Source organism: Vagococcus fessus, from assembly GCF_003987565.1.
Taxonomy (GTDB): domain Bacteria; phylum Bacillota; class Bacilli; order Lactobacillales; family Vagococcaceae; genus Vagococcus_D; species Vagococcus_D fessus.
The window spans coordinates 812694-835069 of record NZ_NGJY01000001.1; the positions used below are offsets into that span (position 1 = coordinate 812694).

Here is a 22376-nt window from a genome sequence, read left to right on the forward strand (position 1 = left end):
ATGATTGAAGAACGTTACAGAGAACTTAAAGCCGCGGAAAAAGGAGCGGTCATTAGTATTCTTGCTTATATCTTAATCGCTGTATTAAAATTAACAGTCGGTGTCTGGGCTGATTCCTCTGCCTTACGTGCTGATGGTTTAAATAACTTCACTGATATAATCGCTTCACTAGCTGTCTTAATCGGGTTAAGACTAGCAAGACGCCCTGCTGATGATGACCACCGTTACGGTCACTGGAAAGTAGAGACTGTAGCCAGTATGGTGACTTCATTTATTATGGTCGTTGTAGGTGGACAGGTCTTAATTAGTTCAATCAAAGCTTTTTTAAATCATACGACCACTTCTCCAGACCCTATCGCTGCTTATGTCGGTGTCTTTTCAGCCGTCTTAATGTTAGGCGTCTATCTTTATAATCGTAATCTTGCTAAGAGAGTCAACAGCCAAGCTCTTCTCGCTGCTGCAAAAGATAATTTATCGGATGCCTATACCAGTATAGGGACTGCCATTGCAATATTAGCAGCTAGTTTTAATTGGCACTGGCTAGATAATGGTGCCGCTCTTGTCGTTGGGCTTATTATTATCAAAACAGGTCTAGAGGTCTTTTCAGAAAGTGCCTTTTCATTATCTGATGGCTTTTCTGAAGAAGAAATTGAAACCTACCGTAAAGACATCTTAGCTATTCCCGGTATTATTGATGTAGCCGATATCCGTGGCCGTACCTACGGGGCCAATATCTTTTTAGATGTTGTCGTTTTAATGGACGGGGATATGACTGTTGAAGAAAGTCATGATATTACGGAGCAAATTGAAATTATGTTAAGTATTAAATATAAAGTATTTGATACTGACGTTCACGTTGAACCCTACAAAGAAGAGTCGGACAGTTAATTTTGTCTCCACTCTTCTTTTTTTACGTTATAATAAAGAAGACTACTATTTAAAAAAAGGAGACTCTTATGAAATTAGCTATTATTGGTGGTGGAATAGTTGGCTCAAGTGCCGCTTTTTATGCCAGCCAACACCCAGAAGATGACGTAACATTATTCGATGATGAAACAGGGCAAGCTACACGTGCTGCTGCAGGGATTATCTCCCCTTGGTTATCACAACGCCGCAATAAAAACTGGTACAACTTAGCTAAATCTGGTGCTGCCCTATATCCTAGTATGATAAATGACCTAAATAAGGTTACTGAAACCACTTGTTACCGTCAGGTAGGGACGCTTTTATTCAAAAAAAATCAGGCACTCCTAGACAAACTATTTAATTTGGCAACAGAACGTAAAAAAGATGCACCTGAAATTGGGGAGATCGCCCTGCTTTCTCCTGAACAAATTAAAGAAAAAATGCCACTTCTTACACCACATTCATCTGCCCTATTCGTATCGGGTGGTGCACGTGTTGACGGGCGCTTATTAATTAATCAATTACAAGCTGGCTTTATTGCCCAACAAGGAACACTTATAAAACAGCGTATTACTGAACTTAATCCTTCTGAGGAAGGCTATCTTTTAACACTAGCAGACGGCTCAACACAAACTTTTGATAAAGTGATTATTGCAACGGGTGCTTGGTTACCTGATTTGATCAGTCCTCTAGGTTATGAGGTTGATGTCAGAGGGCAAAAAGGTCAACTGGCTCACTTCAAAACAAGCCAACTTACTAATGACTGGCCTGTTGTCATGCCTCAAGGCGAGAGTGATATTATTCCTTTCGATAACGGCTCACTTTTAATTGGTGCCACTCATGAAAATGACCAAGGTTACGATTTAACGATTGATGATCAGGTTGTAGCAGATATGGTCGAAAGTATTTATCCACTCGCCCCTTCTATTGAAGAAGAAACGATTTCGGAAGTTCGTGTCGGTACGCGTGCCTATACATCTGATTTTTTACCTTTCTTTGGTGAAATCTCAGAATTATCAGGTCTACTTGTAGCAAGTGGTTTAGGTTCTTCTGGTCTAACAACCGGACCTATTATTGCTAAAACCTTAATCGAATGGTTACATGGGGAAACTACTGTCCTTCAACCAGAAAACTACACAACAGCCCCTTATATTATTAAAAAATAAATAAGACAATCACTACAAAACAAGGTATACTAATAAAATAAATGACACAAAATTATGGAGGTTTTTTATAATGAGTATTAAACTAAAGAAAAATGATAAATTAGAAAAACGCTTTGAAGATTTTGGTTTTGCTGACCCTTATGCTGATGAAATGAAAAAACGCGCTGAAGAAGCACAAGCTGAAGCTGATAAATTCTTAAAAAAAGAAGAAGCTGTCAAAAAAGAAGAGAACTAATTTTTATCCTCTAAAGTCTATTTAGAGGATTTTTTGTTAGGTTTATTTCAAGTCTTTGCTTATTTCCCTCACTCTTAGTATAATAATAGTGTTTTGTCAGAACTGACACTAGTATAGAAATGGAGAGTATCACATGACTACTAATTTTTGGGCAGAATTACCTAAGCCTTTTTTTGTATTAGCACCAATGGAAGATGTAACTGATGTTGTTTTTAGACACGTTGTCAAAGAAGCAGGCGCACCAGACGTCTTTTTTACAGAGTTTACTAACTCTGATAGTTACTGCCACCCTGATGGTATTGAAAGTGTCCGTGGTCGTCTAGTCTTTACCGAAGACGAACAACCAATGGTCGCACACATCTGGGGAGATAAACCTGAATTTTTTGAAAAAATGAGTATCGATTTAGCTAAAATGGGCTTTAAAGGAATTGATATTAATATGGGGTGTCCTGTTCCTAATGTCGCTGGACGTGGGAAGGGAAGCGGACTAATCCAACGTCCTGAGGTTGCTGCTGAGTTAATCCAGGCAGCCAAAGCAGGCGGCCTACCTGTTAGCGTAAAAACACGTTTAGGATTTGATTCGCTAGATGAAATGGAACCTTGGTTAACACATATTTTAAAACAAGATATCGCTAACCTTTCCATTCACTTACGTACACGTAAAGAGATGAGTAAAGTGGACGCCCACTGGGATTTAATCCCCGACGTAATGGCACTTCGTGATAAACATGCACCACATACATTAATTACCATTAATGGTGATATTGCTGACCGCACCCAAGGTTTAGAACTTGCGGAAAAATATGGTGTAGACGGTATTATGATTGGCCGTGGGATTTTTAGAAATCCATACGCTTTCGAAAAAAATCCAACTCAACATAGCGCTAGAGAATTATTAGGTCTTCTTGAAATGCAACTTGATTTACAAGACCACTATTCCGAATTAATTCCGCGTAATATTGTAGGCTTACACCGATTCTTTAAGATTTACGTTAAAGGTTTCCCTGGAGCTAGTGATTTACGCGTCAAACTCATGACAACAAAATCAACTGATGAAGTCAGACAAATTTTAGCTGACTTCTATAAAGGCCCCACACCTCAAGACACATTAGAAAATTAAAAAACTAGCTTCTGATTTTCCGATTAAAAATTATCGTGAAAAATCAGAAGCTAGTTTTTTCTCAATTATTATTTCGAATATCAACATAATCTAATCTGTTTAATCCTACTTCTTCAAATTGAGACATATTTTCAATCAGAAAGCATGAGGTGCCTACTAATTGGAATAAAAACGGACATCCCGATCCTTCTCCTAGACGCATATTAAATTGAAAAAATGGTTCTAACCCAAGTCTTTTTGCCACTAATTGAAAGCCAGGCTCCATAGAGTTATGAGATGGTAGCACATAGTCACATATATCAGGAACTATCGTTTGAGCCACTAACAGTCCTGCAATAGATATTACCCCATCGATTACACAAGGTACTTGGTGCTTTGCACATGCAATAAATGTTCCTGCTATTGCTAATATGTCATATCCACCTACTTTTGCCGCAACATCTAACCCATCTTTAAAAGGGCTATTTTTATTCAGCCCTTCTTTAATAACCATTATTTTTCTATTGAATCCTTCATTATCTAGTCCTGCCCCAAAACCTACAACTCTTTCAACTTGTTCTTGTAATAAAACTGAAATTACTGCTGCAGAGGTAGTTGTATTTCCAACTCCCATCTCACCCGTTCCAATAAGGTTCCATCCCTCACTAATTTTCTCTTCTGTCTTTTGTATTCCTATAACTAGTGCATGTCCCGCTTGTTCTCTTGTCATTGCTGGCATCTCTAAAAAATTATTAGTCCCATAACTCACTTTAGTAGTGACAGATTCTTCCAAATCAGTCAAACATCCAACATCCACAATTTCTAATTGATTCTCAATCTTCTCAGACAACAAATTAATCGCCGCTTTTCCTTCTAACATATTACGACCTACTTGATAAGTTGTAGATGTCGGATTATTGCTAACACCAGCTTCGCAAATCCCATTATCAGATACATACACAAGAATACCAGGTTTATCCACTTTAACTTTTCCTTTGGTAATACTATATATTTTTTTATATAGTGTTTCCATATGACCAAAAGCCCCCGGTGGAACTGCCATTTCACTACATTTTTCATTAATCTTAATTTGGAAGTTTTCTTCACATTTTTTTATTGAGTCTGTATACTCTTCTATATAACTATCAAACTGTAAGTCTTTTTCTTTTATGAACTTAAATATCATCAAAACTTCCTCCTCTTTTCTTGTACTTTCAATCTAAAGTTTACACCTTTTTATTACACATTCATAGAAAGCGCTTAATTTTAACAAATAAAAAAAAACATCAGCTTAAGGCTGATGTTTTATTCAGAAATCATTTTTAATATTTCTGATTTATCATGGATGTAGGCTTTATCATTTTCAAACTCATAATTAGAATCCATCATAATTTTATTAGAATACTCTACATCGATAACTTTTTCAATCTTACCTGGATTTTTACTCATAATCGCCACTTTTGTACCTAAAGCCAAAGCTTCATCTATATCGTGGGTTATCAGTAAAATTGTTTGATTATTTTTTTGCCACATCTCACGTAAAAAATCTTGCATTTTTACACGTGTAATCGCATCTAACGCACTAAAAGGTTCGTCCATTAAGATGATTTCTGGCTGGTTAGCTAAAGCCCTTGCTAAAGACACACGTTGCTTCATCCCTCCTGATAACTCATATGGATGATGGTTAGCGAACTCGGTTAGCCCTACTTCATCTAAGTAATATGTACTTAATTTAGCACACTCTTCTTTTGAAACTTTTCTAACTTTAGGACCATATTCAATATTTTTTCTAACTGTTAACCAAGGATAAAGTGTTGGCGACTGAAATACGACGCCTCGTCTCCAATCTGCTTGGGTAATTTCTTCTTCTTTCATGAAAGCTTTACCCTGACTAGGTTGAATATAACCTGCTATAATTTTTAACAACGTACTTTTTCCGCATCCAGATGGTCCAACTAAACAAACAAATTCTCCTTGATCAATTTCTAAACTAATGTTTTCAATCGCTGGCACTTTCGTTTGCTTACCATCATAAAAAACGCTCACGTTATCAACTGATATAATCGCTTCTTTTGTGTTTGACATTTCTTATGTCACCTCTTATTTCTCTAGAGATTTTTCAACGAATGACGACTCTATAAAGTCATTAATTTCTTCCATCTTAGGAACTTCTGAAATAGACCCTTGCTCTTTTAAGAATTTTGCAGTATCCATAAAGACTTGGTGGAAGTTCCCTGGCTTATCACTCGTTCCTAGGAAGTCTGCTGAAATTTGTTTATCACTTGGCAACCATGTAGTAGCTTTCATTTGTTTTAACGCTTCTTCAGGCGTGATTTCTAATGGTTTCGCTGCCGCTACTGCTGCTTTTTCTGGTGATTTTTCATAAAACGATACAGCTTTATTTAATACTTTAATATAATCGCTAACTAAATCTGGGTACTTTTTAGCGAAATCTTCACGAACTAAATCAATATTAGCTGTTAAATATCCTTGATCGGCTAATTCTTTGCTATCTGTTAAAACTTTTCCTGTTTCTTTAATCGCACTTAATGTTGGCTCCCACGTATAAGCCCCGTCAATATCGCCACGTTCCCAAGCTGCTACGATTTCACTTGTTTGCATATCAAGCAATTTAACATCATCTTTGATACCTGCCTCAGTCAAAGCATTTAACAAACTATAGTGAGAAGTTGAACTGAATGGCGTCGCAATTTTCTTGCCTTTTAAATCTTTAACATCTTTTGCTGCAGAATCTTTCGGTACAACCAAGGCTTCATTTGAACCTAAAATTTCGTGTAGCCAAATTAATTTAACTGGAATATCTGTTGACAATGCAACAACTGCATTTGTGTATCCCATCTCTGCAAAATCAATACTCCCTGAAGCAAAGGCTTGATTCGCCGCTACTCCTGAATCAAAAAACATAAAGTTTGTTTTAATACCTTTATCTTCAAAGTATTCTTTAAAATAATTTTCTGAAATAGCAACTTGTTTGTCATTCGGTACACGGATAATACCAATATTAACTTCTTTAGGTAACGCGTCCTTACCTGCTTCTTCTTTACTGCCACAACTTGCAAGAAGTCCTACAGTTGCTAACAAACCTAGTGACATTACTACTCTTTTAAACATTTTCTTCATCTATTCTTTCCCCTTCCAGAACACGACTTTTTCTTCCAATTTACGAACACCGATATCTAATAACACACCAGTAATTCCTAATAATATAATCCCAACGAACATTACGTCACTCTTTAAATAACGAGAAGCATCAATAACCATCCACCCTACACCTGATGTGGCAGCGACCATTTCCGCTGAAACAAGTGTTGTGTAAGCGACACCAATCGCTGTTCTTAAACCTGTAAAAATCTCAGGTAAACAAGCGGGTAATACTATCGTTTTGAAGACTTCTTTTTTAGAAGCTCCGAGCGATTGAGCACTTAGTATCAAATCTGGATTAATATTGGAAACCGCAGATACACACGCTAAATAAATAGGGGCGAAGGCTGCTAAGAATAACAGCATCACTTTTGAAGACTCATCTATCCCTAACCATAAAATAAGTAACGTATAATACGCTAACGGTGGTAACGGACGGTAAAACTGAACAATCGAATCTACAATAGCACGAAATGGTTTAAAGAACCCACTCATTAAACCTAATGGTATCGCAGTAATAAGTGCTAAAAATGAAGATAAAGCTAGTCTGTACAAACTAATTCCTAAATGAGACCAAAAGGAAACACCATTATAGCCTTCTTTAACAATTTTAAAAAATGTTTTAACAACTTGAACTGGTGAGGGTACCAAGCGAGAAGCTACCAATCCACTTTCTGTCGCAATAAACCAGATACCCAAAATAACAAACCATGTTATCCATGTATATGACTTATAAGATTTTTGTTTTTGTTCTTTCATAGTCACCCAACTTTTCTATTGATTTAAGACAAGAAAAGAGGTCAGGATTGACCCCAACCTCTTTCATGTCAATTTCTTCTATCATACAAGAAATTTTATTTTATAACAAATCGAAACGATAGTCTGTCATAATTGGTTTACGGCCTTTAACTACATCGTTATAGTATTCGTACATGCTTATTCCTAAGAATGATCCCATTAAGTTATGAACATTATCAAAGCCTAACATACCTAGAGCTTTAACCATGTTGTAGCTACGTTGACTTGATAAACAGTGAACGTAAACTGGACGATCTTTTGGAATTTCTGATAAACGGTCACGGAATTGGCTGAATGGAATATTTACTGCATTATTTAAATGACCAGCAGCATATTCGCCTTCTTCACGAGCATCAATGATAAATGCATCGCTTTCTACTAATTCTCTAACTTTAGTTACAGGTACTTGTTTGAAATCTCCATTTAAGACGTTTAAGCCAACTAAAGCAGCCATATTTACAACATCTTTAGCTGTTCCGAACATTGGAGAATATGATAATTCTAATTCTTTAAGGTCTTCTAAATTACCATTCATTGTAATCATAGTTGCAATAACGTCGATACGTTTGTCTACGTTACCTTTACCCATTGCTTGAGCTCCTAAAATTTGACCTGATGGATCAGCAAAGATTAGTTTGAAGAATAATGGATTAGCATCTGGCATCAAACCAACACGATCTTTTGGAATAACATAAGCTGTTTGATAAGCAATTCCTTCACGTTGGCAATCTTTTTCATTCAAACCAGTTGAAGCTGCGTTCATTTCAAAACATTGGATAACTGATGATCCAATAACACCTGTATTGCGGTATGTTCTACCATACATGTGGTCAGCTGCCGCACGTGCTTGACGTTGTGCTGGACCAGCTAATGTTAAACGAGTTGGTTTTTGAGTTTGTTTATGTGTTACTTCAATTGCATCTCCTACAGCATAGACATTAGGAGCTGATGTTAAGTAGTGGTGGTTTACTTTAATTCCACCAGTTACACCAATTTCAAGACCAGCTTCACGAGCTAATTTAGTTTCAGGTGTTACACCAATTGCCATAATTACAGCGCCCGCTTTAACTTCTTTACCTGATGATAAAATAACTTTATCTTCTGTAATTTCTGATACAGCATCTTCTAAAATTAAGTTGATATCGTTATCAATCATTTCTTTATGTAAAATTTGAGCCATATCATAATCGAAAGGTGCCATTACTTGATTAGCCGCTTCAATTAACGCTACATTTTTCTTAGCTAAGTGTAAGTTTTCTGCAACTTCTACCCCAATAAATCCGCCACCGACAACAACGATATCTTCTACGTTGTTTGTGTCGATATAACGTTTAATGCTATCAATATCTGGAACATTACGAACTGAGAAGACATGCTCTTTATCAATTCCTTTAATGCTTCCTGGTAAGATTGGGTTAGCTCCTGGAGATAATACAAGTTCATCATATTTTTCAGTCGTTTCTTCACCCGTCGTTAAATCTTTTACTACGATTGATTTTTCATCTGGTTGAATTGACATTACTTCGCTGTTTACACGTGCGATAATATTGTATTGTTTACGGAAAACCTCTGGTGACATTAAGACTAAGTTTTCAGCTTCTTCAACAATCCCACTTAAATGGAAAGGTAAAGCACAGTTAGAAAATGAAACGAAAGGTCCTTTTTCAAACATAATAATTTCTGCTGACTCATCCAATCTACGTGCTCTTGCTGCTGCTGAAGCTCCACCTGCGACACCGCCGACGATTAAAATACGTTTACTCATTTATAATTCCTCCTAAAATTTAGTTAATCTATATAGTTATTACAATGACTACCTTATGTTATTATTACTTATTTTTTTCGTGAGCCCGGGATCATTGACATCTTCCCTGCAAACACTTTTAAGCTTACCATACCACCAATACACATCGCAATTAAGAAGATCCAGCCTGAAATTGAGAATGTACTCATTGAAGAATAAAGAGCACCTGCGTTACATCCTTTAGCAAAACGAGCCCCAAATCCCATCATCAAGCCACCAACTGCGTAGTACATAGCATCTTTTGCTGTCATTTTAAATTTGAATGAAAAACGACCAGCTAATAGAAAAGCAACTAAAGCTCCCGCCACAATTCCTAGGTTTCTGATAGTTCCTCCATCCATTAACATCCCACCATCGACACCAGCAACAATTTTTTCAAGTCCCGGCGAGGTAAAGTTAAGACCTAAAGGTTGTAATAAGAAAACAGCTAGTTTGGAAAAGGCACTTGTTACACCCCAAGGTTTTCCTGTTGTTAGTAGAATAAAACTACAAATCGCTGCAATCCAAACAGCTGCCATTTTGAAACTTAAACGTTCAACAAAGAATTTATGATACGTCGTGTAACTCCAAAACCCATCTTTTTCTGTTGCTTCCATAGGCTTCTCAAAGTCTTCCCAATCACCAAGTGGATCTGCGTACGTTCCTTCTAATTTTCGTTTTTTCTCATAATTTACTGTTATCGCATAGAGAACAAATACTCCTATCATTGATACAGCGAACGCTCCAATATAACCGAAGTAATCTGGTAAATACGCTTGAACACCAATTTTACCAAGAGCTGATTGATCCACACTGTAACGAGCCAGTTCACCTGGTATAGATCCTAAGATAAAGAAGATAAACGCTAATAATGCTCTACCTTCTCCTTCACCCATATCTGTTAATGTCCCAGATGCACAGCCTCCAGCAAAAATCATTCCCATACCGAAGATGATACCACCAAGAACTGTTGCAATATTAGTAAAATGAACATTTTGAGTACCTGGAATAATAGCTTGACCTTCTACTGCACTAAATGCTGCAACTGCTCCATTTTGAGCTGCAAACCACTGAACACCTAAGAATACAATCATTGTTAGTGTCAACATAATTAGAAGTGCTTTCGTTAAACTTCCTTCACCTCTAACATAAATCCGTTTAATCCCACCAGCAAAACCAAAGCGGGCTTTTGTTAAAATGACACCTAACGCAACACCTGATAAAAGTTGAATTGGTAAAACTGCTTTTAAAGAGTTTAAATAAAAACCAAATCCTACTAATAAGGCAATAACAATCAGAGCTCCAACTAATTGTTGCTTATTAATTTTTTTCCCTTCCATAACATCTCTCTCCTTTGTGATTTTTTTCACTTTCTATACTTATTATTATAGTGCTCATTTAGTTGTTTTTGAAATACCAACTTGTTATACTGGTATAACTAAAAGTTATAAGCAAGTTTGTACATAATTTTCATTTATAATAATTCGTTACTTAAACAAAGGAGAGATTTCTAAATGCTTGATTACCGTTATGATACATTTATTATTCTATCTGAAACACTTAATTATACTAAAGCAGCTCAACAGCTAAACTTAAGCCAACCAGCTGTAACCAAACATATTCAATATTTAGAAAATCATTTGGATGTCAAATTAGTAAATTATAAAAAAAATCAATTAACTTTAACTACCGAAGGAGAGTATTTAAAAGAACAGATCCTTGGTCTCGATTATGAAATTAAACACATTAAATCCACACTTAAACAATCGTATGACTCCCATCCGCTCGTTATTGGAGCCAGCCTAACTATTGGTGAATTTTATATTTGGGATATCGTTCGGAAATTCTCAGAAGAGGAAGGGATTAAAGTCAAATTGTTAATCGATAATACTACTCATTTATTAGAACAGCTTGATAATGGTGATATTGATATCGCCCTTGTATCTGGTCCATTTAACAAAGAAGATTATACTTCCGATATTTTTATTCACGAGCCTATTGTCTGTATCTGCCCAACCGAACATCATTTAGCAGGTTCAAAAGTTCCTCTTAGTGCACTCACTTCTGAAACAATAATATTACGTGAGACAGGGTCCGGTATATATGGTAGTTGGAGTCATGCTATAAAAAAACACGGATTAACTCCTAAGGATTTTTCAAAGCAAACAACAGTTGGTCATATTAATTTAATAAAAACATTAGTCGAAAATAATGAAGGGATCAGTTTTCTCTATCACATGTCAGTACAAGAAGATTTAGAACGCGGGAAGCTTGGTCAAATTGCTATAACTAATGGCAATACAGTAGGTTTTCCTTTCTCATTAGTCTTAAAAAACAATCAAATTGCATCAAAACCTATCAAAAAATTCAGAGACCTTTTACTGGTTGAAGGTAAAAACCATGATAAAAATAACCATGCTAAATTTTAGCATGGTTATTTTTGTTATAGATTAGCCATTAATACGTTTAGCAAATTTATTTCCTAAGATACCACCAGCAACTAGAGTGATTAAGAAAACCCAACCTGATAGTGAGAAATGAGCGATTGGTGTGTATAACGCTCCAACATTACACCCATTAGATAAACGAGTTCCGAATCCCATACATAATCCACCAAGAGCATACAAACTCGCATCTTTGGCTTTTAATTTAGGGATAGCTCGCATTGTTTTCATAAATAAACCTGATGTTAAGATAAAAACTAATGTTCCTAAGAAAATCGCAAAGTTTTGAACAGTGACACCATTTGAAAGTAATGGACCTCCATACACGTCCGCTGATTTATGTGTAAAGTCCGCTAAACTATCTGCAGATACTCCGAAAACTGTTAATACTTTACCAAACCAGAATCCGTAAGGTGTTGAAGCACCCCAACCACTTTTTGTAACGCCCATAAGCAAAGCAAAGATAATCGTGATGATGAAGGCACCTTGTTGTAATGTCCAAGGCTTAACAAATACTCTGTTATAGGTTGTTTCACTTGCTAACTCAAAGTTTTCAACATCCATAGGTTCTTGTACATCTTGCATACGTTCAGATAAAACACCTGTATATGTATTTTTCTTACGACGAGATTGTTCGTAACGGAATGACAAGAAAATAACAATTGCTGCTAAAATAACAGTTAAAATTGTAGCACCTAAATAACCATCTAAACCGTCCCATTTGAACCAGTCAGGGAAATAAACTCCTTTAGCAAACTTAGCACCTGTTTCAGATGTGAACCATGAATCGGTAATCCATGATTGTGTGCTTTGAATAGGGAAACCAATAAATACACCAAAACAGAAGAATATCAATGTAATTCCGGCTCTTGGTAAATCAGTTACTAAGTCCGTTAACACACCAGACGCACAACATGATGAAAATGACATACCGAAACCGAATAAAATACCACCTAATAATAACCCCAGATTAATCGGGTTGATTGATAAATCATAAGCTGTTAAATCTTTTGCAAATAATAAAAATGCAACATTAATAATGGCTGTAATCACAAACATAAACATTAAAGTTCTCATTAATTTAGTTGATCCTGTATTGTAAGCTCTGTTAACACTTCCAGCAAAACCTGTATATGAACGTGATAAAGTATAGCCCAACGCTAGTCCAATTACTAATCGAAAATACAACGCACTAGTTTCTAGAACAAATGGGCCTCCTGCTAGTAATACGGCTAACAAAATAAAACCGATAATTTTGTCTTTCTTCTCCATAAATTACAACTCCTTCTTTTTTCTAACCACAGTATAACCTACCTTTGTGAAAAATAGAACAACTTTTGTGAAAAAAGTTCAAAAAGAATTCACGTTTTTTTCATAAACTACCCCATAAAAATAATCGTATAATGGAATAAACTCTATTATCTAATCAATAGTCACGTTCTGATTGTGCAAAAATACACTAAAAAAATAAGCCACATTTGTGACTTATTTTATCTTCTTTTTTGTATTTTGGGGACTAGTCCTTCTTTAAAGTTACGTCTTGCTACTTCAAAGAAAATTAACCCACCTGCAATCGCTCCTGCTAAGGCAATCACTTGAATCCCATGTTCTACTGCTTGATGATAATCACCAATCAGTAAACTGTAGGTCATTTTATAAGATGTCCCACCGGGAACGACTGATGTAATTCCTGGGATATTATATAAAGTAGCCGGTGTTTTTAACTTTCTTGCAATAATATAACTAATCCAAGCTATTGAAAATGCACCAATAAACGTTGAGATAATATTGCCCATTCCAATTAATAAACAGAACCAATAAATTATCCAACCACCTGCCCCAGCCCATCCGCTATATATCACACGATTTCTGGGCACTTGGAAAATAATAGCAAACCCTACTGCTGATATAAAACTTAGAATGAATTGTTCAAAAAATTTTAATATAAATATTTGTATTGTCATAATAATTACCTCATCACACTAAAAGCTACCGCAATACCGGCACCTATCATCAAGGCAATAATTAACGCTTCAACACCACGTGAAATCCCTGATAAGATGTGTCCTTCCTGTAAATCTCGAACAGTATTTGTTAAAGCCACACCGGGTACTAAAGGCATGATACTTCCAATAATCATATCATCCAACGAATGACCGAATCCTGATTTTAACATTAAGAACGCTAGAATCCCCATTGCAAATGCACCAACAAATTCATCAACATATTTTAATCTTAAATAGTTAACACTTAGCAAATAAGCTATATACCCCCCTGCTCCAACAAGACACGTTGGGATAAAATCCTGCCATGATCCACCTAGCAAAATCATCAAACTTGCACTAATTAAAGTGGCACATACTGTTTTTAACATAAGCTCTATAGGTGGCATTACTCTTTGCAATTCTTTTAATTGATGATTCAATTCTTTTATGTCAATCAAATCACTGGCTAATAACCGTGATAAATCATTTACTGCTGAAACTTTTCCCAAATTGATTGTTCTAACACTCACAGTCTCCATTTGAACTTGTTGCGTTCCTTCAAGCCCCATCAAGACAACTGTTTGAGTGACAAAAGTTTTACCAACTTCATTTTTACATGCTGCAATTCGATTCATCGTGTCTTCTACACGGTACATTTCCGCTCCATTTTCTAGCATAACTTTACCAGCTAGCGCACACGTCTCTAATAAAAATTCTTTATGAGTCATATAGTGCCTCCTTCCCATTACTTGTAACCATCTCTAGTCAAGCAATTTCCAATACATCATAACAAGGCAAACAGGCAATGACAACCATAAAGTCTCTAATATTAAGAATTACTTAGTGATTGAAATAGCTCCTCTAATTTGTTCTAAGGACTTCTCAGATTTTTCTATATTTTGATACATCACATTCACATAAAGAGCATCGATCAAGCTAAGCTGAGTCAGTCGTGTCGCTAAAGCTTCTGGACGATAATCAATTTCTTTTGAGGTTGATAATAAGCAACAATCCGATAACTCCGCTAATGGTGATAATAAGAAGCTTGTGATAACAATGAGTTTCGCACCATTCTTTTTAGCAAGTCCAGCAATTTGCAAGCTGTCTTGACTCTGTCCAGAATGTGAAATAATCACCGCACAATCCTGTTCACCCATGCGAGCAGCTTCCATTAACTGAATATGGTTATCCGTGTTACATCCTACATTAAGCGGACTTCTTAAAAACTTATGAAATGCATCTAAAGCAATAACATTAGAGCCACCACTTCCAAAGAATATCACTTTCTCAGACTGAGTCAGTATATTAACTGCTGCTGTCATTTGCTTATCATCTAATAAATCAATCGTATCTTGCAGAGCTTGTTGATTAGATGCAAATACTTTTTGAGCAATCTCACGAGGGCTATCTTTTTCAGTTATCCCTTCATAAATAACATGTTCTTTGTCTTTTTCACTTTGAACAGCTGAGGCTAAGTCAATTTTAAATTCTTTATACCCCTTATAACCTAGTCGCTGACAAAAACGAAAAACCGTTGATTCTGCCATCCCTAGTTGTCTAGATAAATCACCAATAGACTGATGGATAATTTGTTCTGGAAAATTTAAAATATAATCTGCCACTTGTTGTTCTTTACGGCTAATGTCACGATAAATCGTGTTTATTTTTACTTCAATGGGATTTTTCAAGTTGAAAACTCCTTTGACTTTTTATTTAGGTCTTAAAAACCTTTTTTACTTTTCTTGATTATACCATGTCACTAAAAAAATAAAACTTTTATTTATTGTTGCATAAAATAAAATTTTATTTTATACTAACTCTAATAAATAAAACTTTCACAGGAGTGAGCACATTATGAATATCGGAATTATCGGTTTAGGAAAAATGGGATTAAACTTAGCAATTAATATGGGACGTCAAGGACACACTGTTGTCGGAACAGACGTCATGCCTGAAAGTCTTGAAAATGCTAAACGTGCAGGTGTAAAAACTGAAGCTACTTTAGAATCTTTTATTAATGCCCTACCCGAAAAGAAAATCATTTGGATTATGGTTCCTAACGGTGAGCCGTTACAAATCGTACTAGATCAATTAAGTACTCTATTAACTCCAGGAGATATCATTATTGATGGTGGTAACTCTAACTACAAAGTTTCTCAACAACACGGTATCGACCTAAAAGAAAAAGGTATTTTCTTCTTTGATTGTGGGACAAGTGGTGGAACAAGCGGAGCTAATAACGGGGCTTGTCTGATGATTGGTGGCGATAAAAATGTCTTCAAAGAGATTGAACCTCTATTCGATAGTATCGCAATCGAAAATGGTTACATGTACACTGGTGAAGTCGGCAGTGGCCACTTCTTAAAAATGGTTCATAACGGAATCGAATATGGTATGATGCAAGCTATCGCTGAAGGCTTTGATGTTTTAGAAGGTGGACCTTTTGATTATGATTTAGAAGCTGTTGCAAAAGTTTGGAATAATGGGTCTGTCATCCGTTCGTGGTTAATGGAATTAGCTGAAGAAGCTTTCCAAGAGGATGCTAAATTAGACAACATCAAAGGTGTTATGCACGCTTCTGGTGAAGGAAAATGGACAATCGAAACAGCTTTAGATTACCAAATCCCTACTCCTGTTATTGCATTATCACTTATGATGCGTAATCGCTCATTATACGATGATACATTCACTGGAAAAGTAGTAGCAGCTTTACGTAATGGCTTCGGTGGCCATGCTGTTGAAAAAAAATAATAAGCATACAAAAAGGAAGGACGTTTAAACGTCCTTCCTTTTTATAAAACTCCCATACCGACAAGCATACCTAACACAAATGAGATTACCCAGAGTGTCCATACACCTATACTAAATTTGTGGAATTTTTCTTTTGCTTCTTCACTGCCTTTTTTATAAACCCAAATTGCCCAAATGAAATGGAAGCCCATTAAAATAAGAGCGGCCCCACCTGTTAATTGATGTAACCCGAATTGTGACCCACCATTACCTTTTGCAATTTGATTCATCAATGTTGTTCCTGTCGTATCAAAGATTAAACCACCAAAGAAAAAGACTAAGTGTTTAAATTGAATTGTTCCACTTAATTTTTCTCCAAAAACTCCGATACTGTATAAAACTAGGGCAATCATCATTGCACCACTTGCTAAAATTAATTCTGTACTCATGCGTATACTCCTTTTAACTTGTTTTCTTTTTTTGTTTTAATAATAAGGCAAAGACTAAAATTAAAGCTGATGCTACTGTACTCATCAAGAACATGTGTTGATAAGCTGTATGTGCTGTATTATAAAAAATGTCTAACATTTGAGATTTTTCTGAACTATTTGGCACATCTTTAATTCCTAATAAAATTGATTCGACAGATGATGTGTTCAAGTTACCCAATTTATCTGTCATGTAGTCTGAAGAAACAGTTTGTTTGATTTCTGGCAACAAAGGTTCAAACCCATTTTGTATCAAAGCGGCGTATAAAGTTGGTGCTATTGTTAACCCAACTTGTCTACTTACTGATAAGGTTCCTAAGGCAGAGCCTTTTTCTTCCCCAGCCGCTTCTGAAGCTAATACTGAAAGTGGGGCTCCCATTAACATACCGAAGCCTAGACCTGTTACTGAAGATGTAATTAAAAAGCTCGTTGTTGAGGTACTAAAGAAAGCCAAACTTCCAAACCCTATAAATGAAATTAAGCTCGCAATTAAAATAGTTTGTCGCGCCCCTTTTTTATCTACAAAACGGCCACCACTACCTGCACCGACAATCGAAGCTAAACCAATCCCTGACATATAAACACCTGCTTGATTAGCAGATACCCCTAGACGATGCTCCACATAACTTGGAATATAGACAAAGATTGCAATTAACGTTCCTGTTAATACCCCCATTAAAAGAGTCAGCATAAAATTACGATTTGTTAATAAATGATATGCTAATATCGCATCGACATCTTTCGACTCATTCGCTTTTTCAAGTAAGAATAAACCAACGAATAAAACAATACCTAAAATTAAGAAACCTAATACTTTAGCGCTTAATAAACTTCCTAACAAATCACTTTGTTGCAGATTTGTGATAGCTAACATGAAACTTAAGATACCTAAACTTAATAACACCGTACCCCAATAATCTGTACGTTTCATAACATTAATTTTCGTTTCTGGTATCCACATTAAACCAGTCACAATGATAATAAGTGCAATTGGTAAATTAATTAAAAATAACCAATGCCATTTTCCTGTCATATTAAGAACTAAACTTCCGACATTTGGTCCTACAACTGATGCAATCCCATTGACCGCACCAAGCATCCCTAATAAGCCACCTTGTTTTTCTTTAGGAAATACCGTTAACACAAATGAACTTGCAATGATGAAAATACCACCACCACCGAGTGCTTGAATAAAACGAGCGGCTAAAAATAAAGTGAAAGTTGGACTTAGAGCTACTAAAAGTGACCCTAAAGCAAAGACGGAAATCTCAATCATAAATAATTTTTTACGACCATACCTGTCTGCTAATTTCCCAATAATAGGCGTCGATATCGCCATACCTAATGTATATAGCGTGATGCCCCATGAACCTTGAACTTCTGAGACATTAAATGATGAATTAATAGTTGTTAGGGCTGCCGAGATAATGCCGTTATCTAATGCTGACATGAAAACACCTAATACTAGGACCATCATCGCTAACTTAGTTGTATCTTTTTTTGCTTGTTGTGTCATACCTCTCATCTCTTTCTTTTTTAATAGTGACACCGTGTCACCTAACTGTTATTTATTATAGTGACACCGTGTCACTATGTCAACTGCTAAATTGATTAGGTACTTTGACTAATTTAACTGTCACTATGACAAAATGCTATAAAACATACGATGTAAACGCTACATTCATTTCAAAAATAAGGTACAATAGACTTGTAAATTAAAACGCTAGGGGTTAGAAAAATGCTACAAATAGATAGTAAAACATTCAATCCAGAAATACTTTATGCTTTTGATTGTTGGGGAACTGAAGAAAGCCAAGGTCGTATGCATGCTCACAATTTCCCTGAAATTTCAATCGTCCTAGAAGGACAAGCACATTACATTATTGAAAATGAAATAGTCACAGCAACAGCTGGGACCGTGATGCTTTTTAATCCCGGAAAACAGCATCAAGATAATCAATTGGCACATACTAGTAGTCATCAGATGCATATCGGAATTAAGAACATCTCACTTGGAGGGTATAAACGAGATCACTTTCCATTCAACTCACCTATTGTTAATCTAGGAGATAAACAACATGAATTTTTCAACTTATGTTGGCGAATTATCGAAGAAAAAAACTCTCGCTCAATTGGCTACGAAGCTCTTATTAAAACATTAGTTATGGAGATAATCGTTCTCATTTTAAGAAGTGACAAAAGTGCTCTACTTGATGACACTACTTTAAACGAAAAAGAATCTGAGAAAGAAAAGCAAAGCATCGTCAATAATATTATTTATTATCTTGAAACCCATCATACCGAAGATATCAGTCTAGATCGTCTTTCTGATTTGATGTACATTAGTTCTACTTATATTTCGAAAGTTTTTAAAGAAGAAACAGGTGATCCTCCTATTAATTATTTAATAAAAATAAGGCTCAATCGTGCAAAATTACTTCTTCAAAACCAAAATGTTACGGTTAAAGAAGTCGCTGAAACTGTTGGTTACCAAGATGCCTATCACTTCAGTAAACTATTTAAAAAGCATTACGGTATCTCACCATCAGAAGTCGAAAAAAAATAAAACGTCGAAGAGTTTTCTTCGACGTTTTTTTAATCTCCTATACTACTATTCTTTTTTACCTTTTTTCATGAAATAAACAATTGCTCCAATAACAACTACCGCAACAGCTCCGATAATTCCTTTGTTTGATTTTGTATCTTTTTTATCTTCTGAATCTTTTTCTTCTTTAGTTTCAGAAGTCGCTTTTTTATCCTCTTTGTCTTTTTTGTCAGCTTTCACTTCAACTTTTCGTCCCACTTCAGGTGCTTTTACTTTTTCACCGTCTGCTTCTAATTTTTTGAAGTAGTTAACAAAAATTGAGGTATCTGTATCCATCGCTGTTAAAAGTTTCCCTTTTGTAAAGCTCTTGAATCCATCGCCTCCACCAAATAAGAAATCATTGATAATGATGTTATAATTTTTATCGTCTTCAATCGCATTACCTTCATTATCTTTTAGATCAATCACCTCAAAATCATCACCTACACCTGAATATGTATAGTTCAGTCCTGAAATTTGTAAGAAGTAATGTAATTTTCCATTTTTATGTTGTTCATTTAAAGCACTTCGTAAATCTTTTCCGCTGATTTCAACAACTTGTAAGATATTTCCAAATGGTTGAACTGTTTGAATAGCTCCCCAAGTGAAGTTTCCATCTTTATCTGCAATTAAGTCAGCACGTATTCCACCATTATTAGTCAGTGCGAAATCTGCTTTAACAACCTTACCGTCTTCATCTTTTAATTCTTCATTATTGGCCATATACAGTTGTGCATCTGTTATTAAATTGCCCAATGGTGACTCACTATGAGCATTATAATCTTTTGTAATCACTTGACGCCCTTCCGCATCTTTCGTTAGGGTATCAGTATCAGCAGAAACAACTTTAGCCTCTGTTATAGGTTTAATTAACTCATTAGCTTCCGTTACAATTGCTTGAACGTCTTTGTCCTGTTTCTCTTCGCCAACATCTGTTGTAGGCTTGATTTCTGCCTCTGGTGTCTTAGCGAAATCTTTTGTTTCAGGATCTAACTCCCCACGCAAATCAATATACGCTTTTCCTTGTGACGTACTTTGAACAATTCTCACGTCATTTTTCCCTTTAATAACACCATTTGTAAATTGGTGATTATGCCCTGCAAATACAACATCAATACTATTTTCTGGATCTAATTTATCCACATCAGACATGATATCAACGATTTCACCCTGAACCTCACCTTTGTTACTTGTTGCGGCAATGTGAGAAACGACTACAATGGCATTGACCCCTTCTTTTTCTCTTAATTCTTTTGAGTACTTAGCCATTGTTTCTGCTTCATCTAACACTTTATAATCTTGAGTATGCTGAGCTAGCACTAGATTAGGAAATTCAGAAGTTACAATTCCTAAATACGCTACTTTAACTGCTTCATCGCCTTCGCCGTATGTTTTAATTGTATACGGTTTGAAACCATAAGGAATTTCACCTTTCTTACCATGGTCGCCATCTGTTTTATTTTCAATGTTTGCTACAACAATTTCTTGTTTTGAGGCCTCTCTTGGATAGTTAGCTACCACATCCCAAAGCTTGTCATCCATATTTTCACCGAAATCTTCTCTAACTGGCGCTTTACCATCTATGATTCGTTTAAATTCTTTGAGTCCTTCATCAAACTCATGATTCCCTAAAGTCCCTATTGTAAAATTCATTGCATCAAAAGCTCTTACAGTTGGTTCATCTTGTAATAAGGCAGAATTCGCAGGACTTGCCCCCACCATATCACCTGCTTGTAATCGAACTGTTTCTGCTTTATCGTTGCCTTTTTTAAACTCAGCCTCAGCTTCATCTAAATGAACAGCTAAATTTGCCACTCGGCCTACATCTTCATATTTTTCATCTTCTATGAATGCAGTAGATGTCGCATCAATAGCGCCATGAAAATCATTCAATCCTAACATTTGGATTGGAATCGTATTTTCTGCTGCTTCAACTTTTGTTCCTAAACCGGTCATTCCTACACCTAAAACTGCTGCTAATACCACTTGACTTGATAGTACTTTCCAATGTTTCATAAATCGAGGACCCCTTTATTAGATATTTAAAGCAATTTCACTTTACCATTGTACACGCTTACATTCAAGACTTTTCGTAATTTTTACTTTAATTAATATTAAACGTTTCATTTCACAAACTTTAAAGTTGATAATAACACGCATTATCTGTAAAATTTAATTACTAGTTAATTAAAGGAGCTTTTATGCAAAATTCAAAACTTACAAAAAAAATAGTAGCTACAGCAACAACTATCATCGATTTACTTTTAATTATCCTATCTTTAGGACTCGCAGCTGAAATGGTTCTTAAACTTATTTCAATTGCAAAATTAATCGCAGATAACAGTGAAACACTTCTTGTGATCGATGAAGTTTTATTATTCTTCTTACTATTCGAGTTTATCGTGATGGTCTTTACTTATATACAAGAATCTCATCATATTCCTGTTAATATGTTGATCTACATTACGATTACATCTATCTTAAGACATACAATTGGTAATCCTAGTTCGGCACTTGATACGCTCTTAACTGCCGTCGCAATTTTAGTTTTAGTTGGTTCTATTGTTTTACTCAAACGATTTAATAAATAAAAGACATTCCAAAATTGTTGGAGTGTCTTTTATTTATTAAACAGCGTTAACCTCTTATCTATTGAAATAAAAAAGAGCTCATCACGAAGGATGAACTCTTGTAAACGTTGAATATAATAGTTTTATCAGAGATAAAATTATTCAGCAGCGTTTTCGTCTTTAAGACCATATTTTTTGTTGAAACGATCCACACGACCATCTGCTTGAGTGAATTTTTGACGTCCAGTGTAGAATGGATGTGAATCAGAACTGATTTCCATACGGATTAATGGGTATGTGTTACCATCTTCCCATTCAACAGTTTCTTCTGATGTTTTTGTTGAACCTGATAAGAATTTGAATCCAGTAGTTGAATCCATGAATACTACAGGTACATAATTAGGATGGATATTTTCTTTCATAATT

22 protein-coding genes are annotated in these 22376 nt (G+C 35.6%); 8 read left to right on the forward strand and 14 right to left on the reverse strand.

The window, feature by feature from the left end; translation table 11 throughout:
* The 4 genes from CBF31_RS03955 (at position 1) to CBF31_RS03965 (ending at position 3427) form a co-directional block, all read left to right on the forward strand.
* Positions 1–888: a cation diffusion facilitator family transporter gene (locus tag CBF31_RS03955; RefSeq protein ID WP_126831065.1), complete on the forward strand. Its 888-nt coding sequence runs from the start codon at positions 1–3 to the stop codon at positions 886–888.
* A gap of 68 nt (positions 889–956) precedes the next feature.
* Positions 957–2072, forward strand: coding sequence for an NAD(P)/FAD-dependent oxidoreductase (locus tag CBF31_RS03960; protein ID WP_126831066.1), 1116 nt, complete (start codon positions 957–959; stop codon positions 2070–2072).
* 70 nt (positions 2073–2142) lie between these two features.
* Positions 2143–2307 (forward strand): hypothetical protein, encoded by a 165-nt coding sequence (locus CBF31_RS11020; protein WP_170167869.1) that lies wholly within the window; start codon positions 2143–2145, stop codon positions 2305–2307.
* Between the two features lie 133 nt (positions 2308–2440).
* Positions 2441–3427 (forward strand): tRNA dihydrouridine synthase, encoded by a 987-nt coding sequence (locus CBF31_RS03965; protein WP_126831067.1) that lies wholly within the window; start codon positions 2441–2443, stop codon positions 3425–3427.
* Between the two features lie 61 nt (positions 3428–3488).
* On the opposite strand, the gene cobT is transcribed toward CBF31_RS03965, so the two are convergent.
* The 6 genes from cobT to CBF31_RS03995 form a co-directional block, all read right to left on the reverse strand.
* The gene (gene cobT, locus CBF31_RS03970; RefSeq protein ID WP_126831068.1) at positions 3489–4592 is read right to left on the reverse strand and encodes a nicotinate-nucleotide--dimethylbenzimidazole phosphoribosyltransferase; all 1104 of its coding nucleotides are present in this window, start codon (positions 4590–4592) and stop codon (positions 3489–3491) included.
* Positions 4593–4711: 119 nt separating this feature from the next.
* Entirely contained in the window at positions 4712–5491 is a 780-nt protein-coding gene (locus tag CBF31_RS03975; protein WP_126831069.1) for an ABC transporter ATP-binding protein, read from the reverse strand.
* A 15-nt stretch (positions 5492–5506) separates the two neighbouring features.
* A complete protein-coding gene (locus tag CBF31_RS03980; RefSeq protein ID WP_126831070.1) occupies positions 5507–6547 on the reverse strand; it encodes a taurine ABC transporter substrate-binding protein in 1041 nt (346 codons plus the stop codon).
* The gene (locus CBF31_RS03985) at positions 6548–7327 is read right to left on the reverse strand and encodes an ABC transporter permease (RefSeq protein ID WP_126831071.1); all 780 of its coding nucleotides are present in this window, start codon (positions 7325–7327) and stop codon (positions 6548–6550) included.
* A gap of 100 nt (positions 7328–7427) precedes the next feature.
* Positions 7428–9131, reverse strand: a complete 1704-nt coding sequence (locus CBF31_RS03990; protein WP_126831072.1) for an FAD-dependent oxidoreductase — start codon at positions 9129–9131, stop codon at positions 7428–7430.
* 68 nt (positions 9132–9199) lie between these two features.
* Positions 9200–10489, reverse strand: coding sequence for a YeeE/YedE family protein (locus tag CBF31_RS03995; RefSeq protein WP_126831073.1), 1290 nt, complete (start codon positions 10487–10489; stop codon positions 9200–9202).
* A gap of 174 nt (positions 10490–10663) precedes the next feature.
* On the opposite strand from CBF31_RS03995, the gene CBF31_RS04000 reads away from it, so the two are divergent.
* Positions 10664–11578: a LysR family transcriptional regulator gene (locus CBF31_RS04000; RefSeq protein ID WP_126831074.1), complete on the forward strand. Its 915-nt coding sequence runs from the start codon at positions 10664–10666 to the stop codon at positions 11576–11578.
* Between the two features lie 21 nt (positions 11579–11599).
* Here CBF31_RS04000 and CBF31_RS04005 read toward each other — a convergent pair whose 3' ends face one another.
* The 4 genes from CBF31_RS04005 to CBF31_RS04020 all read right to left on the reverse strand — a co-directional run bounded on the left by CBF31_RS04005 (position 11600) and on the right by CBF31_RS04020 (position 15266).
* Positions 11600–12865, reverse strand: a complete 1266-nt coding sequence (locus CBF31_RS04005; protein ID WP_126831075.1) for a YeeE/YedE family protein — start codon at positions 12863–12865, stop codon at positions 11600–11602.
* A 218-nt stretch (positions 12866–13083) separates the two neighbouring features.
* On the reverse strand, positions 13084–13557 hold the full coding sequence (locus CBF31_RS04010; protein WP_126831076.1) for a threonine/serine exporter family protein: 474 nt from the start codon (positions 13555–13557) through the stop codon (positions 13084–13086).
* A 5-nt stretch (positions 13558–13562) separates the two neighbouring features.
* Positions 13563–14306 (reverse strand): threonine/serine exporter family protein, encoded by a 744-nt coding sequence (locus tag CBF31_RS04015; RefSeq protein WP_126831077.1) that lies wholly within the window; start codon positions 14304–14306, stop codon positions 13563–13565.
* A gap of 108 nt (positions 14307–14414) precedes the next feature.
* Positions 14415–15266 (reverse strand): MurR/RpiR family transcriptional regulator, encoded by an 852-nt coding sequence (locus CBF31_RS04020; protein WP_126831078.1) that lies wholly within the window; start codon positions 15264–15266, stop codon positions 14415–14417.
* 166 nt (positions 15267–15432) lie between these two features.
* Between CBF31_RS04020 and gnd the strand changes: the two genes are divergently transcribed.
* The gene (gene gnd, locus CBF31_RS04025) at positions 15433–16329 is read left to right on the forward strand and encodes a phosphogluconate dehydrogenase (NAD(+)-dependent, decarboxylating) (RefSeq protein ID WP_126831079.1); all 897 of its coding nucleotides are present in this window, start codon (positions 15433–15435) and stop codon (positions 16327–16329) included.
* Between the two features lie 41 nt (positions 16330–16370).
* Here the strand turns inward: gnd and CBF31_RS04030 are convergent, their stop codons facing one another.
* Together CBF31_RS04030 and CBF31_RS04035 are read right to left on the reverse strand one after the other, a co-directional pair.
* On the reverse strand, positions 16371–16757 hold the full coding sequence (locus tag CBF31_RS04030; RefSeq protein ID WP_126831080.1) for an HsmA family protein: 387 nt from the start codon (positions 16755–16757) through the stop codon (positions 16371–16373).
* A gap of 13 nt (positions 16758–16770) precedes the next feature.
* Positions 16771–18312 carry an MFS transporter gene (locus CBF31_RS04035; RefSeq protein ID WP_126831081.1) on the reverse strand — a complete coding sequence of 514 codons (1542 nt, stop codon included), beginning with the start codon at positions 18310–18312 and terminating at the stop codon, positions 16771–16773.
* Positions 18313–18534: 222 nt separating this feature from the next.
* Between CBF31_RS04035 and CBF31_RS04040 the strand changes: the two genes are divergently transcribed.
* Positions 18535–19362, forward strand: coding sequence for an AraC family transcriptional regulator (locus CBF31_RS04040; RefSeq protein WP_126831082.1), 828 nt, complete (start codon positions 18535–18537; stop codon positions 19360–19362).
* Between the two features lie 45 nt (positions 19363–19407).
* Here CBF31_RS04040 and CBF31_RS04045 read toward each other — a convergent pair whose 3' ends face one another.
* Complete coding sequence (locus tag CBF31_RS04045) at positions 19408–21396, reverse strand: bifunctional metallophosphatase/5'-nucleotidase (RefSeq protein WP_126831083.1); 1989 nt, start codon at positions 21394–21396, stop codon at positions 19408–19410.
* Between the two features lie 185 nt (positions 21397–21581).
* On the opposite strand from CBF31_RS04045, the gene CBF31_RS04050 reads away from it, so the two are divergent.
* Positions 21582–21971: a phosphate-starvation-inducible PsiE family protein gene (locus tag CBF31_RS04050; RefSeq protein WP_126831084.1), complete on the forward strand. Its 390-nt coding sequence runs from the start codon at positions 21582–21584 to the stop codon at positions 21969–21971.
* A 137-nt stretch (positions 21972–22108) separates the two neighbouring features.
* Here the strand turns inward: CBF31_RS04050 and CBF31_RS04055 are convergent, their stop codons facing one another.
* The gene (locus CBF31_RS04055; protein WP_126831085.1) at positions 22109–22372 is read right to left on the reverse strand and encodes a type B 50S ribosomal protein L31; all 264 of its coding nucleotides are present in this window, start codon (positions 22370–22372) and stop codon (positions 22109–22111) included.
* Positions 22373–22376 lie beyond the last annotated feature (4 nt).